This is a genomic window from Undibacterium sp. Tian12W, from assembly GCF_049339405.1.
Taxonomy (GTDB): domain Bacteria; phylum Pseudomonadota; class Gammaproteobacteria; order Burkholderiales; family Burkholderiaceae_D; genus Undibacterium.
On the sequence record NZ_JBMPPK010000031.1, the window covers coordinates 46,704 to 63,260 of the forward strand.

General features: G+C 51.1%; 12 protein-coding genes. 4 read left to right on the plus strand and 8 right to left on the minus strand.

Annotated features, from left to right (window positions below):
- The first annotated feature begins 20 nt into the window (after positions 1 to 20).
- Entirely contained in the window at positions 21 to 467 is a 447-nt protein-coding gene (locus ACO0LI_RS27995; protein WP_423036863.1) for a hypothetical protein, read from the plus strand.
- Between the two features lie 74 nt (positions 468 to 541).
- Positions 542 to 1,297 (plus strand): hypothetical protein, encoded by a 756-nt coding sequence (locus ACO0LI_RS28000; protein WP_423036865.1) that lies wholly within the window; start codon positions 542 to 544, stop codon positions 1,295 to 1,297.
- A gap of 386 nt (positions 1,298 to 1,683) precedes the next feature.
- Here ACO0LI_RS28000 and ACO0LI_RS28005 read toward each other — a convergent pair whose 3' ends face one another.
- The 4 genes from ACO0LI_RS28005 to ACO0LI_RS28020 all read right to left on the minus strand — a co-directional run bounded on the left by ACO0LI_RS28005 (position 1,684) and on the right by ACO0LI_RS28020 (position 5,529).
- Entirely contained in the window at positions 1,684 to 3,462 is a 1,779-nt protein-coding gene (locus ACO0LI_RS28005; RefSeq protein WP_423036867.1) for a HEAT repeat domain-containing protein, read from the minus strand.
- A gap of 162 nt (positions 3,463 to 3,624) precedes the next feature.
- Complete coding sequence (locus tag ACO0LI_RS28010) at positions 3,625 to 3,978, minus strand: hypothetical protein (protein ID WP_423036869.1); 354 nt, start codon at positions 3,976 to 3,978, stop codon at positions 3,625 to 3,627.
- Positions 3,979 to 4,135: 157 nt separating this feature from the next.
- Complete coding sequence (locus ACO0LI_RS28015; protein WP_423036871.1) at positions 4,136 to 4,837, minus strand: alpha/beta fold hydrolase; 702 nt, start codon at positions 4,835 to 4,837, stop codon at positions 4,136 to 4,138.
- A gap of 59 nt (positions 4,838 to 4,896) precedes the next feature.
- Positions 4,897 to 5,529 (minus strand): hypothetical protein, encoded by a 633-nt coding sequence (locus ACO0LI_RS28020; protein ID WP_423036873.1) that lies wholly within the window; start codon positions 5,527 to 5,529, stop codon positions 4,897 to 4,899.
- Positions 5,530 to 5,804: 275 nt separating this feature from the next.
- Between ACO0LI_RS28020 and ACO0LI_RS28025 the strand changes: the two genes are divergently transcribed.
- Together ACO0LI_RS28025 and ACO0LI_RS28030 are read left to right on the plus strand one after the other, a co-directional pair.
- Positions 5,805 to 7,421 (plus strand): M64 family metallopeptidase, encoded by a 1,617-nt coding sequence (locus ACO0LI_RS28025; RefSeq protein ID WP_422952887.1) that lies wholly within the window; start codon positions 5,805 to 5,807, stop codon positions 7,419 to 7,421.
- A 421-nt stretch (positions 7,422 to 7,842) separates the two neighbouring features.
- Positions 7,843 to 9,792, plus strand: a complete 1,950-nt coding sequence (locus ACO0LI_RS28030; RefSeq protein WP_422952888.1) for an AAA family ATPase — start codon at positions 7,843 to 7,845, stop codon at positions 9,790 to 9,792.
- 219 nt (positions 9,793 to 10,011) lie between these two features.
- Here the strand turns inward: ACO0LI_RS28030 and ACO0LI_RS28035 are convergent, their stop codons facing one another.
- From ACO0LI_RS28035 to ACO0LI_RS28050, 4 genes are read right to left on the minus strand one after another with little or no spacing between them, the layout of a single operon-like run.
- The gene (locus ACO0LI_RS28035) at positions 10,012 to 11,487 is read right to left on the minus strand and encodes a PAS domain-containing sensor histidine kinase (RefSeq protein ID WP_422952889.1); all 1,476 of its coding nucleotides are present in this window, start codon (positions 11,485 to 11,487) and stop codon (positions 10,012 to 10,014) included.
- Between the two features lie 4 nt (positions 11,488 to 11,491).
- Entirely contained in the window at positions 11,492 to 13,741 is a 2,250-nt protein-coding gene (locus tag ACO0LI_RS28040) for a PAS domain-containing sensor histidine kinase (RefSeq protein ID WP_422952890.1), read from the minus strand.
- A complete protein-coding gene (locus tag ACO0LI_RS28045; protein ID WP_422952891.1) occupies positions 13,710 to 15,494 on the minus strand; it encodes a GGDEF/EAL domain-containing response regulator in 1,785 nt (594 codons plus the stop codon). The genes ACO0LI_RS28040 and ACO0LI_RS28045 overlap by 32 nt, the downstream gene beginning before the upstream one ends.
- Before the next feature lie 9 nt (positions 15,495 to 15,503).
- Positions 15,504 to 15,941, minus strand: a complete 438-nt coding sequence (locus ACO0LI_RS28050; protein WP_422952892.1) for a response regulator — start codon at positions 15,939 to 15,941, stop codon at positions 15,504 to 15,506.
- Positions 15,942 to 16,557 lie beyond the last annotated feature (616 nt).

The window sequence follows — 16,557 nt, forward strand, 5'->3', positions numbered from 1 at the left end:
AATATAGACCGGTTTGAAAAATGAAGAAAATCCTGCAAATCCCGACTGAAGAAGACTGGGGCGAATATAAAAATGACCTTGACCAAAAATATGCGCATAAAATGTTTTTTGGAAAAAACTTGGCAGAAGCAAGACTTCTTTTTGAAGGGGCGGTTATAGAACGAACAGGAGAACTCAGGTTCATGCCAGTAATTCCGTTTCAATATTATATCGGTGCCTACTGTCAATATGTAACATCGCCTGCGGTGTTGAACAACCGTAATGCGTCAGATGCCGCCAGTTGTTTTTTACGACTGGTCGAGAGCAAACTGAGAGTTGACCCTGATTCGATTTCTCCACTAATGAAAGAGTTAATGCCCGCAATCGAATACCTCGCAAAAAATCAAGTTTTGTTTGATGCTGATGTTGATATCTATGGTGATTTCAATGAGATTTTTTCAGAAATAGAACGCCTGGAGCAGAGATAAAAAACATGTAGAGTAAGGCTCTGAAAAATAAGCTTTTGGCTGGAATCAGAACAATTTTATGAGGGAAGTGAGCAATGCAAGTCAGGCATGAGCGCCGTGAAGTCAATGGCGTGCACATCAGTGAGCGCTATGAGAATGATGTTCTTACAGGCATACAGCATCTGGAGAAACTGCCATCAGGAAAATGTATAAGCAAAGAATTTGACCGGTATGGCAAGCAGTGGAGCGAGAGTCACTGGTATGGCATCATGGATATCATGATAGATATTGAGTTTACCTGCTCACAGCCTATCGTAAGCTATAGGGTAAAAAAGAAAATGGCATCTAAGAAGAAGTATGAATTAGCCAGAGTTGCTTATCCTGACATGCCTGCTGCCGACCAGAATACTGTTGATTTTGATGTGGCGTTTCGCAGAGCGCTAAAAGAAGATGGCAAGCACACCGAAACTGAATCGAAAATTCAATTGCCCGATGTGGCAGCAGGTTTGGCGCATGACGAATGGTGCGGCAATCTGATTGCTGAGACGAGTGGGGAAGATGCCTTTGCATGGTTTGATAATCCCAAAGCGACACTGGGTTTGATGAACAGGGCAAAGAGCAGGCGTATGCTGACCACTCTGAAAAATGCACAATGTGGCAGTGTATTTGCATGCGATATAGACCGCACCGATAACCCATATGAAAATACCGGACATCTGGTGATCGAATTACCGCAGGATAGTGACATGCGCAAGAAAGTGTTCAAACTGGCAGGACGTATTGTGCAAGCACAGGGTTATGAAGCGAGCCCGGACAATGGTCAGAAATACCTTTATCTGAAACTGGATTAGCTGGTGTGAATATGCTTGGCCGTGCTAATGGCTGTCACGAGCCTGGGCAAACAGTGGCCCAGCTTGTTTGGACATCTTCTCTATCGTCATTCCTGCGCAGGCAGGAATCCATCGTATTCAAAGCCATGCGTTTGAACTTGGTGCAAGCCACATTAAGCTCAGATAAAGCTCTGCTAAGCGCATCTCAGCGAATGACGATATCGCCGTAAAGTAGGGCGCATTGCAATGCGCCGCATGAGCATGCTGCATGCCGTGGCAAGATATCTGTGCCGTGTGCATCGCTCACATACGGCGCATTATAATGCGCCCTACGACCGGGGCTTTGCTAACATCAGGAGCAGTTTCAGTTGCACATCTTGCTATCATCATGCCGATGCACGACGGTTTTACTTTTTAGTTTCCCTGCTCAAATACTGATGCGCCACCTCAGCCACATCCGCATGCACAGACTTTGCCACATGTCTGATGCAGTTGCTGACATCAACATCGTCCACACCATTGATGGAGATGCAGGCATCGATGACGGCGCGGGCTTTTTCTGCATCGTCGACATGATAGTCTTCGCTGAAAATAAACGCCTTGATTGTCTCCATGGCAGGTGCGGCTGCCTTGCCTAGTTTGCCCAGGGCGATGACGGCCGGTCCGGCGCTGATACGGCCTTGTCTGGCGACTATCTTGCGTAGTGCCTCGATCACCGCAGATGTACTCTCGCCTATGGCACCAAAACAATCTGCCAGCAATTGATTGGGGCAAGGATAACCATTGAAATCTTCATCCTCTTCGTTGTCACTTGCCAGTCTCAGCAATTTACTGATCTGGCTGCGCGCCTTGTCACCAAGTTCTGTCAAAGCCCCCAGCGTGGCTGACTGCACGCTCCAGTCGTTGCCTTCAGTATCAAAGATCATGTCACCGAGGCGATTGATCAATGCTTCATCTTCTATGCCGAGCAAACCCAGCGACATGGCTGCATTACCACGGATGAACCAGGCTTCACTGTCAAGGCAGGGGACCAGTATCGCTATCGCTTCTGCTTGCCGGTCTTTGCATAATGCCAGTGCAATGACGGCAGTACTGTATGCCTCGTCATCGCGATTGCCGCCATACGATAGTGCCCGGCGCACAATCATGTCTTGTGCCTGCAAAGGCAGTGCCATCTCCAGGGATTCAAAACTTCGGAATATGCCGCATTGCAGATTGTCGTTGCCATGCTCAAATCTGCTCATCACTGTGTCAAAACCTTTGGGGTTTTTTGTCAATGCGGCAGCCAGTGCAATGCCGGGTTGGTAGGGCCATTCATGTACGCCGTACTCTTCCATCGTGTCGAGAAGCTGTGCTATGTGCCGGTCGTCTAGTGTGGGAAACGCATCCATCATGGTTCCGGCAAAGGAGGTCAAAAAGCCATCACCAGTATCGAGCAGGGCCAGTACTTCTTCCTGCGCCAGATGACCATAGCCTGGCAGGGCATACATGAGGCTGCCCAGGTCTGTAACGACCTGCGTATATTCTTCTTGTGCTTTCTTTCTGGAAGCGCCCTTAAACAGGCCGAGGAAAGTTTCATCGCTCGACGCAGCTTTGAAAGCGGCCAGGCTGCGCGTGTAATTCAGTCGATAGCCGGTCAGCATGCGGGCGACGCAATCTGCTGTGGCAAAGCCTGGCATGTTCATGACGGTCTTGAACAGTGTTGTATCCATGCGCAAGACCAGGGGAGATGCATGCAGTGCGTGCAGGCCTTGCAAGGCTTGTTGATTGATCTGGTAATCGTCACCTTGAAAGAGATTAAGCAGGCGCGCACCAATTTCTGTGAGGCGCGGGGCCTGCCACCTGATCAGGTATTCGCCAGGGCTAGTGCGCAGAGTAGTATTGAATATGCTGGTGACCCTGAGTGTGCCTACCTGTTTTTTACCTTCAAGAATATTGATTTCACGGCCTTCCCAAAGACAGGCCGGGTACATATCGGGCGTGGATAAACACACAGCCACCCGGCCACTTTCACCCGGCTGCACCTGGTCACTATCCAGATATTCATGGATGCCGGTGCTGCAGTGATTGTCATGCAACTGGTGGGCAGGTCTGTACCCGTTAAGCACGGCAGACTGCCTGCCGTCGTTGTCGGTACGGGAGAGGCTGAGTATGCCTTCAAAATCAGCGGGGCGGGGTAGTGTCATTGCTTGCTTTTTTTATCTGATGCTATGGGTGAAATTCGGGCTAAGCTGTTTGATACTGCCGCAGGCATCATCGATTTGGATGAATAGCATATGGCGGGTACTACAAAGACGCAAGTGCAGAAGAAAATTCCCTGCTACGGCGGGAGCAAGGGAGTGAAATCATCATATCTCATCCCATACTGTATTCCGGACCGTAGATTTACCTGGTTCGTTCCAACGCCTGAACTCCACTCCCGCTTTCTGCGACTGTTCAAGCAGATACTGGATTTTTACATAGGAGTTGAAGCTGAATACATTACCGTCAATCAGGGTAAATTCATAGGCATCGCCATCAGGTATAAAGTTCGTCCATTTGATGAAGGCGATTTCTGCCCAGGTGATTTCTCTTGAGTTAAATCCCTGGCGATAGGTAAATCCGTTTTGCCTGACTTGCGGGCGTTTTCGTATCAGGTGATAAAAGCCTTTACTCCCGAGGGTAGCGACGAACAAAAATGGCAAACCAGTTAACGTCATCATATTTGTGAGGAAGATTTTAATATTCAGTGGCAGCTTTAGTATCAACAAAGGCAAAAAAACGATGCTCAGTATCCACACCATGAGTAGGCAACTTAGCCATATGGGGCAGCTCAGTAGCAAGACCAAAAAAAGCATGATGTCTGAAAACCTGATGCGGTCAGTCATGGTGATGCCTGCTTTGCTGGATGCTGGTGATGCCTGTCTCTGACGAATGGCAGGATTCAAGTGCTTTGATGATGAACTGATTGACCTCTTCGCTATGCGTACGCGTCATCACATGCCCGGCACCGACGATGCTGCTGTCGGCCTTGCTGCGTCTGGCGGCAAAGACATTGTCTCTGCTGCCGTGCAGTTGCATGATAGTGCAGGCTGCGGGAGCAGGCTTCCAGCCCAGCAAGGCAGACAGGGCCCAGTCACGAAAATGCTGCTGCGCTGGCGACAGGCGTTGGCGTTTGTTTCTGGCCGATGGCAGGCTGGCAATGCTGGCATCTTGCCACCGCATTGTCCATTTCCAGATGGTGTCAGCACTGATCAGTTTACCCAACTGCCTTGCCATGCGCAAGCTGGTCGGCAGGCCATGGGCATCGCGGCTGGACGCAAATAGCAGGCAGGCTTGCGCTTGCAGATGGTGGGAGGCTTCAAGTGCGACAATGCCACCAAAAGAGGTGCCACCGACCAGGCAGGGGCCACCCGGATCAACTGCTCTTGCCATACGCTTTGCATACGCCGACATGCTCTCTGAGCGGGCTGGCGGCAGCCACTGCGCGACCTTTAAGGTGGAGAAGGCTTTTAGCTGTTCTGCAAATATGCGTGCATCGCCGTTGATGCCAGGGAAGAAGATAATCGGGAGTTGATCCATGCTATCGCGGTATTGGTTTTCGCAAAAAGATGAGTTTGTCACAGTATGGCGAATGAGGTTTAGTCCACGTCTGCTTCGTCTGAGGCGTGTCTATCTGCAGTACGCCTGTCATCACGGAAGGCTTGACAGAACTTGTCCAGTTCAAATGGTATGCCCAGCTTATTCGTCTCTTCGATGACTGGTTGACTGTCTTCAGTGCTGGATATTTGCAGATGCTGCCCATCATGGAAGTGGAATTGAAATGCCGATCCCCCAGGCGGCGTCCAGACCTCGCGGATGAACTTGATACTAGTCCACAAGACCGTCACTTTTTTAAAGCGGCGATGGAAAGTAAAACCGGTATCGTCAATTTGCGGACGTGCGCGCAGCAGGTGATTTACCGCAGAGCCGCTGAGCTGCAATACGATAATAAATGGATACCCAATCACCATGAACAAGATGAATAATAAACCGCTTATCAATTTTATCTGGAGCAGGCTCAGCAGCCAGAACAGGCCAAACAGCACGAGGCAGATCAGTGCACATGGCACCGTGACAGGGCTGGTCAACAGCAGCATCAGAAACAAATAGAGATCAGAGCGTGTGATGCGGTGCATGCAGGTCATGGACTGGGATAGACCAGCTATTGTGACATAAGAGAAGCAGGGCAGGCCGCCAGTATCCATATCGACCCCGGCGACCTTCATTTGCATGCCGCGATCTCATTCACATTTGCTTACATTAATATTTGTTTAATATATTTATTTTACTATACTGAACTCCAGCTGCCAGCATCAAGCGCAGCGACTGCCCCGATAGCATCTTTCGTCAACGGTTCTCTCACATCGGGGGAGGTTCCTCCTTAGTCATCAGCTTTAGCAGTATCAACATCAGCGTCAATATCAGCATCAATATCAGCCTAAACACCGGCATTAGCACCATCAGCATCGGTAGTTCACACATTCACCTTATTTTATTCGGAGACAGTATGAATTCACTCAAACTTATTTTGATGTCCGTTGCAATTTCAGCCTTACAACTCAGTGCAGCCCATGCGGCGAATATTTCGCTGCGGGTCGCCTACAGCGATGGCAGGCAGGGCACCAGTTTCACGCCTGTACGTGCCGAGCTTGGCGAGTTTGCGCTGACACCCAGCATGCCTGACAGTGGGCAGGGCGAACCCTGGCGTGTCATTGCCAGAAATGCTCAGGGTACTATCATCCATGAAGTGCTGGTGCGCAATGCGCAGCAGCGCCATGTCGAGGCGTTTGATCCCAAGACCGGGGCCATTGATGTGTCGCAGCAAGTCAGGCAGGCTGATGGTGTGTTTGAGGTGTCCCTGCCTTTTGATGACAAGGTCGCCAGCATAGAAATCCAGCCGCAAGCCGCGGGCGATGCGCGCATGGCGCTGCCACCGCCGCAGCCGGTGGTATTTAACCGCGCTACCCTTGACAAGATAGTACGCAACGGCCAGGCCACACGCATGCAGCCACCACCATCTGCCACCCCGGCAGCAACCGTCACGACTATCATCAATAATGGTCCGTCCAATGCACGCATGGACCTGGTCTTTGTTGGCGATGGCTATACTGCTGCCGAGATGAGTAAATGGCGTACAGACGCACAAAAAGTCATCGATGGCTTCATGGCCGATCCTCTGTTTGCAGCGAATCGTGCCAGCATCAATGTGCACCGCGTTGATGTCGTCAGCAACCAGTCCGGCGCAGATGAGCCGGACAAGGGCGTGTATCGCGACACCGCCATGGATGGCAGCTTCTACTGCTATAACATCGACCGCCTGCTGTGTGTGAACTCAACCAAGGTATATGACATCGTCGGTTCGGTACTTGCGCCTGACCAGCGTGACGTCATTGTCGTGGTGTCCAACTCCACTCGCTATGGTGGTTCTGGCGGTGAGATCGCGACGCTCTCCATGCATGCCCAGTCTGTGGAAATTGCCCTGCATGAGATAGGCCACACCGCCTTTGCCCTGGCTGATGAATATGATTACGGTACTTGCAGCCTCAGTGCTGAACCCAGCTCAGGCGATGTATCCCTGAATGGCACACGCAATGTCAAATGGGGTGGCCTGATCTCGTCATCCACTGCGGTTCCAACCGGCCTGGGGCAATATGCAAATGGTACAGTCGGCACCTTCCAGGGCGCGCAATATTGCAAGACCGGGAAATACAGGCCAACAGAAAACTCCCGCATGCGCACGCTGGGCTATCCATGGCATGCAGTCAATGAAGGCCTGGCCAGGACGGTGTTTGCCTCATACACACCAACACCAGGTGGTGCTGTCACCCAGACCGGCAGCCTCGCCAGCGGCGCAACGGCTAATGCACCCAGCGCATCACCCGGCTATATCCAGTCTGGCAATGGCACCTATAGCATACAGTTGAGCGGGCCAGCAGGCACAGACTTTGACCTCTACCTGTACAAATACTCAGGCAGCGCCTGGACCAAGGTAGCCAGCAGCGAAGGCAGCACATCGACTGAATCCATCAGCTATGCAGGCACGGCGGGTTACTACTATGTGCAGGTCAAATCGTATGCGGGGAGCGGGAACTACACGGTGACTTATAACTTCCCGCCGAAGTAAGGTTTGCATAGGCGTTTTTGAGTAGTTGCGGGACAAAACGCTCATTCTGGATTTTCTATGCAGGGCCATACAAACCGTGTGGCCTTTTTATATTGATATCTTTCAATTGTCATTCCTGCGCAGGCAGGAATCCATCGTATTTGGGCCGGGTACGTTGATGTGCCATATTGGGTTTGTGACGTCCATCCAGATTTAAGAAATTCCTTCGTCAACCAACGAACGCCGCTGGGCTCCAGCCTGCGCTGGAGCGACATTAATGGAGGTAATGGATGCGTTATAGCCTACCCCGTATATTGACATTTTAAATTCCGGTCTTATTCATATGGACAAATTTGTTATGTTGTAGATATGAGTGCCTTCTTAACAAATCCAACAATTTGCCATGTAAGATATAACTGAAAATCACGGACGATCTCAAATCATGCGCATATCTCAAATACATTTTCTTCCCAATGAACTTTCAGAAAGAGGCATTGATTGCGGTATTACTGCCGAAATAAAAATGCCAAGGCTTGGACAGGTTGTTGTGTTGGCAGGACCTAATGGCTCAGGGAAAACTCGCCTGTTAAATGCGTTAACTTCTTTGGATAGCAGGTTAGGCAGTCGCTCGCTGGCTCAGCTCAAGGTGGCAGAGTCGGAAAATAATGCAGCAATCAATCATTTTCATACGTTGTTAGATGGGGCGTCAGAGAGTGAGTATGGCGGATATTTGAATTCAGTAAATGCTTTTGGCTTTGAGTTGAAGGGCATCAAAAATGAATTACGCCTTAGAGAAATGATTTGCTATGACTCAGACAGCAATGGCCCAGTCGGATTTATAAATTTTGTTCCATTACAAACGACTCTTCTTGATGCAGAATATATATCTTCCGGCCAAATGAGAGATTTCGCCGAAAGTGCGAAGAGTCCAGGATTGGGTAATTTGCATGAATCAGCTTCGTCATACTTAAAAGACAAACTGCAAATTGACTTCAATTCAAGGCATCCGGATGCCTTAGCGCAGTTAGATTTTAAGAAGATTGAATCTATACAAACATCAGCTAAAGAACTCAAAGATACAATTAAGCTTTTATTAGGAACGGCTAGCGATCCTCGTTATACCGTCGGTGGAAAGGTTTCGCTATTCGGCAGGGACGATTACTATCGGACCTTATCTTCCGGGCAAAAATTACTTTTGCAGTTGGCTGTCGCCCTACATGCGCAGAATACAAGATTAAAAGAAGCCATTTTGATTCTTGATGAGCCTGAAAATCATCTTCATCCTACAGCTATCATTGAGCTTGTTACCAGATTAAAAGAATTGTGTACTGATGGACAAATCTGGATTGCAACGCATTGCGTTCCGCTTATTGCTCATTTAGTCCACGATGATCCAAATTGCCTGTGGTACGTGAATGACGGACAGGTATCTTGGAGCGGACGTCAACCTGAGCGTGTTCTTAATGGTCTCATGGGTGGTCAGAGCGGGGCAGATCGATTACAGCAATTCACTCTCTTGCCAGCACAATTTGCTACAGCCCGTTTTTTGTCTGAATGTCTGTTGCCACCGGGGACAGTCGGGGCAGATACTGCCGATCCCCAAACTAACCAGATTGCAAGAATTATTCACAAATTACGCTCAAAGAACGGAACAGATAATTCCATCAGAGTGCTTGATTTCGGAGCTGGACAGGGGCGATTGCTATCAACAATTTTGTCTATGCCTGGAGACAATGTTCGAGGCTGGCTTGACTACCATGCTTTTGACTCCTACGACGATGATAAAGAACGTTGCATGAATGAACTGACTTCTTTTTACTCAGGCGAAGACGTTCAAAATCGATATTTCAATGAACTGTCTAAAATTAGCGCGAAACTTGACGCTGGGTCTTTTGATCTAGTTGTGATGTGCAATGTTCTTCACGAGATTGATCCCGATGATTGGATTCGTGAATTAGGAAAAGATTCTCATGTCGCGAAATTACTCAAGGATGACGGCTATTTACTGATTGTTGAAGATTATTTAATCCCAGTCGGTGAAACCGCCCATCGATACGGCTTTCTTCTTCTGGATGAAGCAGAATTAAAGAAATTGTTTGGCGTAAAAGAAAAAGATTGTTCGGAAAATCGCTTCCTTACACTTGATGCATACGAGAGTAAACCGGAGAAGTCAGGCAGGCTGAAAGCGCATCTGATAAGCGCTGCGCTTGTTCGTCAAATTACTTCAGAGAGCCGATTGGAAACTATTAAAGGAGTTAAATATACGGCACAAGAGAAAATAGAGTCGATTAAAAAGAAAAGCCCTGCAAGTTTTAATGATGGACAGCGTTACGCACTTTTTACCCAGCTCTATGCAAACGCTTCCATCTGGTTGAGTCGTCAGGGTGATTGATCAGTTTTTAGGGCCTGTAAAAAATAGTGAATGCGCTTGTCGGGTATTTGAGATTTTTTGCTCCTTTATGACTCTGTTAGTTGCGACCAACAATCAGCGATGAGTTACGCCCTCTTGCATTTCTCTGTGACTCCGTTTCTCTGTGGTGAGTTTTTTGGTCTTGAATTGCTAATTCCGTTTGCTATTCGCGGCTAAAGCCACTCCTACGTGAGACACCAACTACCCCGCCACCCGCGGCCAGCTAAACCTGAACACCGCCCCGCGCGGCTGGTTGGCCGCCAGGCTAATGCTGCCGCCGAGTGATTCTATGGTTTTCTTGATGACGGCTAGACCCATGCCGCTGCCTTCTACCTCATCGCGGGGGCGCAGGGTCTGGAACATGGCGAAGACGCGTTCGCGGTGTTCGGTGGCAATGCCGGGGCCATCGTCGGCGACTTCGAAGAGGTAGGCCTGGTTATCAGGGGCTGGCAGGGCGCGTACGGTGATGTGGCCGCTGGCCTTGTCATGATGTTTGATGGCATTGTTGATGAGGTTGCGCAAGACCAGTTCGAGAGCCACCTTGTGGGTATGGTCTTTGGGGAAGGTGCCTTGCAATTCGAGAGAAAACGAGGGGTTGTTGCAGCATAGTTCAAAGACGTCACGTGCCATCTCGGCAAAGTCTATGCATTCTGTGCCGCCGCCAAGATTGTCGGCGCGGAAGTAGAGCAGCAGGTCGTCGAGCAGTTTTTCCATGCGGGTGATGCGTACGCGCATGAGGTGCAGGTGTTCCTGGGTTTCTTCATTGATCTGGCCTGCCAGGTCTTCGGTGATCCAGGTAGCGAGCTGGTTAACGCCGCGCAGCGGGGCTTTCAGGTCATGCGAGGCGACGTAGGCAAAGTCCTTGAGTTCCTGGTTGCGGCGCGAGAGTTCGTCGGTGAAGCGCTGGCGTTCTGACATATCGACAATGGCTGACAATACCTTCATGCCGTCTGCTGTCTCGATGGGGCTGAGGCTGACTTCTACCGGGAACTCGGTACCATCCCTGTGCAAGGCATATAGTTCGCGGCCCTTGCCCATGACAGGTTGGTCTGGATGGGCAAAATAAGCTGCACGCCGTTCCGGATGTTGCCCGCGAAAGCGTTCAGGTACCAGCATGTCAAGCATATTGCCTATCAGTTCAGCGCGCGTGTAGCCAAACATCTGTTCGCAGCGCTCATTGATCAGCTCTATCTGGCCCTGGCTGTTGACCAGTATCATGGCATTTGGCGTAGCCTGGACTACCTGGCGGAAATGCCTTTCACTCTGTGTCAGTCTGGCGGCCATTTTGTAGCCGCTGCTGAAGTCGCGTGCGCTCAGAGAAAGGCCAAACATATTGCCGCTGGCATCACGTATGGCCGAGATGGTCAGTGACACTGGTATTTCGCTGCCATCAGCACGCCTGCCCATGGTTTCAAACTGGCCTATGGCGTTATTTTTTTGCAGCAGTTGGCCCAGCGTTTGATGGTCGGGCAATTGCCCGTCCGGGAACAGGACGGCAAAGGGGCGACCCAGGATTGCCGCATGCGCATGCCCGAACAAGAAACTGGCGGCATGGTTCCAACTGATGATGTGACCGTTCAGGTCGCTACCTATGATGGCATCGTCCGATGAATTGACGATGGCGGCTAGCAAGGCCGCCGGGTCAGTGTCTGCTTCTGTTTTGCGGGAATGCGACATCATCTTATAAAGCCTCCGCCATGTTGCGCGGCCAGGTGAAGTTGAACGCGGCACCACGTGGCTGGTTGGTGCTGAGTTTGATATGGCCGCCCAGCGACTCTATGGTTTTTTTGATGATGGCCAAGCCCATGCCGCTGCCTTCTACCTCATCACGCGGTCGCAGGGTCTGGAACATGGCGAACACACGTTCGCTATGTTCAGCAGCGATACCGGGACCGTCATCGCAGACCGCAAATTCCAGCCATTGTTGATTGAGGATGGACTGTATGACGATGCAGCCTTTTTTGGTATCGTGATGTTTGATCGCATTGCTGATGAGATTGCGGAACACCAGTTCAAGCGGCACCTTGTGGGTATGGCAGCGCGGGAATTCGCCTTGCAGCTCCAGCCTGAAAGACTGGTCCGGACAGCACAGATCAAATACATCGCGCACCAGGTCGGCAAAGTCTATGTATTCTACCGAGCCGCCGAGTTGCCCGGCGCGGAAGTAGAGCAGCAAGTCATCTAGCAGCCTCTCCATGCGTTTAATGCGCATGCGCATGAGGCGCAGGTGTTCATTGGTTTCATCATCGATCTTGCCGGCCAGGTCTTCAGTGAGCCAGGTGGCGAGTTGATCGACACCGCGCAAAGGGGACTTGAGATCATGCGAGGCGACATAGGCAAAATTGTTCAGTTCCTGGTTGCGCCGCGACAGCTCATCGGTAAAACGCTTGCGCTCCGAGATATCAACAATTGCTGACAATACTTTGAGACCATCTGCAGTCTGTATAGGGTTGAGGCCTATCTCTATCTGGAATTCGCTGCCGTTTTTGCGCAGGCCAAACAGGTCGCGCCCACTACCCATGGCGCGCGTGCTGGGGCTGGTGAAATACTGGGCGCGCAAATCCGGGTGCTGGCTACGGAAGCGGGCTGGTATCAGCATCTCCATAGGCTGGCCCAGCAATTCTGTGCGCGGGTAGCCAAACAGATGTTCAGTCTGCGCATTCACCATTTCTATCATGCCGCGGCTGTCTATCATGACCATGGCGTTCGGCGCGGCTTCCACGACGAGGCGGAAGCGTTCTTCCAGACGCTTGCGCTCGCTGATATCGACAATCGCCGATAAAACCTTGATGCCCTCGGCAGTTTCTATCGGGTTCAGACCTATCTCTACCGGGAACTCTGTACCATCCTTGCGCAAGCCAAACAGGTCGCGGCCAGTGCCCATGCTACGGCTGCTGGGCTGAGAGAAAAAATGTGTGCGCAAACCAGGGTGGTGATGGCGGAAGCGTTCAGGTATCAGCACTTCCATAGGTTGGCCCAACAGTTCTTCACGCTCATAGCCAAAGATGGTTTCGGTCTGGGCATTGACCATTTCTATTTTGCCCTGGCTGTCTATCATGACCATGGCATTCGGTGCGGCTTCCACTACGAGACGGAAACGTTCTTCCTGGCGCTTGCGCTCGGTGATATCGACGATGGCTGATAAAACCTTGATGCCATCGGCAGTTTCTATCGGGTTCAGGCCTATTTCTACCGGGAACTCGGTACCGTCCTTGCGCAGGCCATACAGCTCGCGCCCGCGCCCCATGACGCGGCTGATGGGGTTGGCAAAGTAACCGGTGCGCAGGCTGGGATGGTGGCGTTGAAAGCGTGAAGGGATCAGGATTTCCAGGGGTTTGCCCAGCAGCTCGATGCGGGTGTAGCCAAAGATGGCCTCGGTCTGCGAATTGACCATTTCTATGAGGCCGCGGCGGTCTATCATGACCATGGCATTCGGCGCCGCATCCACCACCTGGCGGAAATGGCGCTCGCTTTGCGTCAAACGGGCAGCGATACGGTAGCCGACGCTAAAGTCACGCGCGATCAGTGACAGGCCTATGATATTGTCGCCCTCATCACGCATGGCAGAGATGGTCAGCGCCACTGGCAACTCAGTACCATCCTGGCAGCGTCGCATGGTTTCAAAATGGCCTATCGAAGCGCCTTGCTGCATGAGTTTAATCAGCGACAGGTGGTCAGGCAATTGCCCGGCAGGGAAGAGGCTGGCAAAAGGGCGCTGGTAAATTGCGGTCGCGGTATAGCCAAACAAAATTTCTGCTGCGTGGTTCCAGCTTATTATATTGCCGCTGAGGTCACTGCTGATGATGGCATCGTCAGATGAATTGACGATCGCGGCCAGCAAGGCATGCTGCTCGTTGACATAATCTGGCTGCTTTCCGGATTGTTGAGTGCTGGCCTGCTCATTGTTCTGACTGTGGTCCAATTGGCTCATGGCGGAAACTTCCGGTCAGGTAGCGATCTTCAAATTCACTCGATGGGATAGGGCGTGAATACATAAAGCCCTGCAAAAGTTCACAACCGCGTTCAGCACAGAACATGGCTTGTTGCTCAGTCTCTATACCCTCTGCCACCAGGGATAATTCCATGGTCTTGGCAAAGGCAATCATGGCGGCCAGCAGGCGTTCTTGCGATTCACCCTTGCCAACTCCGGCGACAAAACTCTGGTCTATCTTCAAGACATGGATGGGGAAGAGTTTCAAATGTCCGAAGGATGAATAACCGGTACCAAAATCATCCAGCGAAAGCTTGACCCCACGCCCGACCAGTTTGTGCAAAATCGCCGCAACATGGACAGGGTCACGGATCAGCGCATTCTCGGTAATCTCCAGTTCCAGATAGCGCGGGTCCAGACCACTGGTCAGCAGGGCTTCATCGACGGTATAGATGAGATTATCACCCTGCAATTGTATGGCTGAGACATTCACCGCCATCGTCAGGTCCTGGGCATGCAGGAAGGGCAGTGAGCGCCATTCCTGCAACTGGGCGCAGGCCGTGCGCATGACCCACTGGTCGATATCGAACATCAGGCCCAGCTCTTCTGCCATCGGTAAAAAGATACCCGGCGTCAGCACGCCTTCTACTGGGTGATGCCAACGCAGCAGTGCTTCCATGCCACCTATGCTGCCATCAAAGGGATTGATCTTGGCCTGGTAATACACCTGCAACTGCTCATTGCGCAAGGCATGACGCAGGTCGCGCTCAAGGTACATGCGGTGGCGCACGGCCTGGTGCAACTGGTCGGAATAAAAATGACTCTGGTTACGGCCCTCTTGCTTGGCGCGGTACATCGCAATGTCGGCGCATTTCATGAGTTCAGTTGCATCATTGGCGCAAGAGCCAAACACGGCGATGCCTATGCTCATCGTCACATGCCATTCCATGCCATCAAGGATGATGGGTTTCTTGAACGCTTCCACTACCCGGGTCGCCAGCAGGATGGCCTGATCGACCCTGTCCATGTCCTGCACCAGCACGACGAATTCATCACCACCGAGGCGCGCCAGCAAATCACTGCCGCGTGTGGTGGTACCCAGGCGGCGTGCCACCTTGATGAGCAACTGGTCACCTATAGCATGACCATAGGTGTCATTCACATTCTTGAAACGGTCCAGGTCCAGCAGCAACACCGCCATCTTGCCATGCAGGTTCTCGCGCTTGGCGCGGCTGACGGCAAAGGACAGGGCCCGTTCAAAATCATAGCGGTTGGCCAGACCAGTCAGGGCATCGTGCTCGGCCAGCTCACGCAACTGGTTATAGCTGCGGCTGAGCTCGGATTCCAGCTTGTGGCGGTGGCGTGCCTGGTGCACCGCACGCATCAGGCGGCGCGCATTGACTTCTTCTTTCAGTAAAAAGTCTTGTGCCCCGGCCTCTATGGCCTGCTCTGCCAGGCTCACATCTTCCTGGTGTGTCAGCATGATGATGGCAGCGTGGTGGGTTTTATCCAGGCGCAGGCTTTTTAATACCTCAATGCCGTCACGGTCGGGCAGGCGGTAATCGAGCAGGATGACATCGAACAGGGTTTCCTTGGCTTTGAGCAGGCCATCGAGGGCATTGTTGGCTTCAACGATCTTGACGCTGACCGATACCTGCTTCAGTGCACGGATGACATTGCGCCTGTCGATTTCGTCATCATCGATGATGAGGATATCGAGGGTAGAGGTTTGCGGTGGCGCGGTCAGCATCATGATTACACCTCAGGCAACGGGCAGTTCAACTACCCGCCAGTAATGGTCGAGCATTTCAGTCACACGCATGAAACCATCACCCACATGCTGTTTGACGATATAACCTGCCACATGTTTGGAATAAGCCAGGACCTTGTCCTGGTCATCCTGTGAAGTGGTCAGTACAAATACGACGGCAGATGACAGGTTCTTGTCCTGCCGCAGTTCTGCCAGAAATTCTTGTCCGTTCATGCGGGGCATATTAATGTCCAGCAAGATCAGATAGGGGCGTGGCAAGCCTTCAGACGAGCGCAGGATTTCCAGCGCTTCAACACCGTCATGGGCCCGCACGATAGGGTTGGCAATCTTGAGTTTTTTCAATGCGCGCTCTATACCCAGCACATCGACGTCGTCGTCATCGACGACCAGGATAGTGACCGGTCTGGTTTGCGGAATGCTGTCATTCATTAGACACCTTTCGCCTGCGCACAATAATTAATAATACTCCAAGGCAACTTTGTTGCGGCGCGAAATTTGTAACGGCCTTTTACAATTGCCCATGAATTACAAGCCTGCTATCCCATCCACCTACCGTCAAGCCCGTCCTGCTTGGCTGTCGCTGTTAGCATAGACACAGCATAGACACAGCATAGACATGCATTGACATATATACATGTATGCTAGTGCAAATACATTATGCTTACTAAATTTACATTTATATTATGCAATTGTCTATATCGCTGCAATATTGATATGATTAATTTGCATTTTTTTACGCTTTTGTGGTTTCGCCAGGATTTTTCATCAAGGAATACTGCGCTGCCTGCCTGCCTTTGTATGTAGGCGAATGGCTCGTCAAGCAGCGATGTGGACGCAGGAAAATTGCAGAAAGGTGTGATGTTTTCTACTTTACATTTTTGTATGCCTGGTCGCTTAAGTCACTTAGAGGCTGTTGCGAAATTAAAACGACTGAAAAAAAGTGCTGTTAACTTTTCATGAGTAGTGTTAACTTTCTATCTTGTTTTGTCAGGGTGGAGAGCGATGCCAAAAGAACTGATAGATGACCAACTGTGGAGCAGAATCG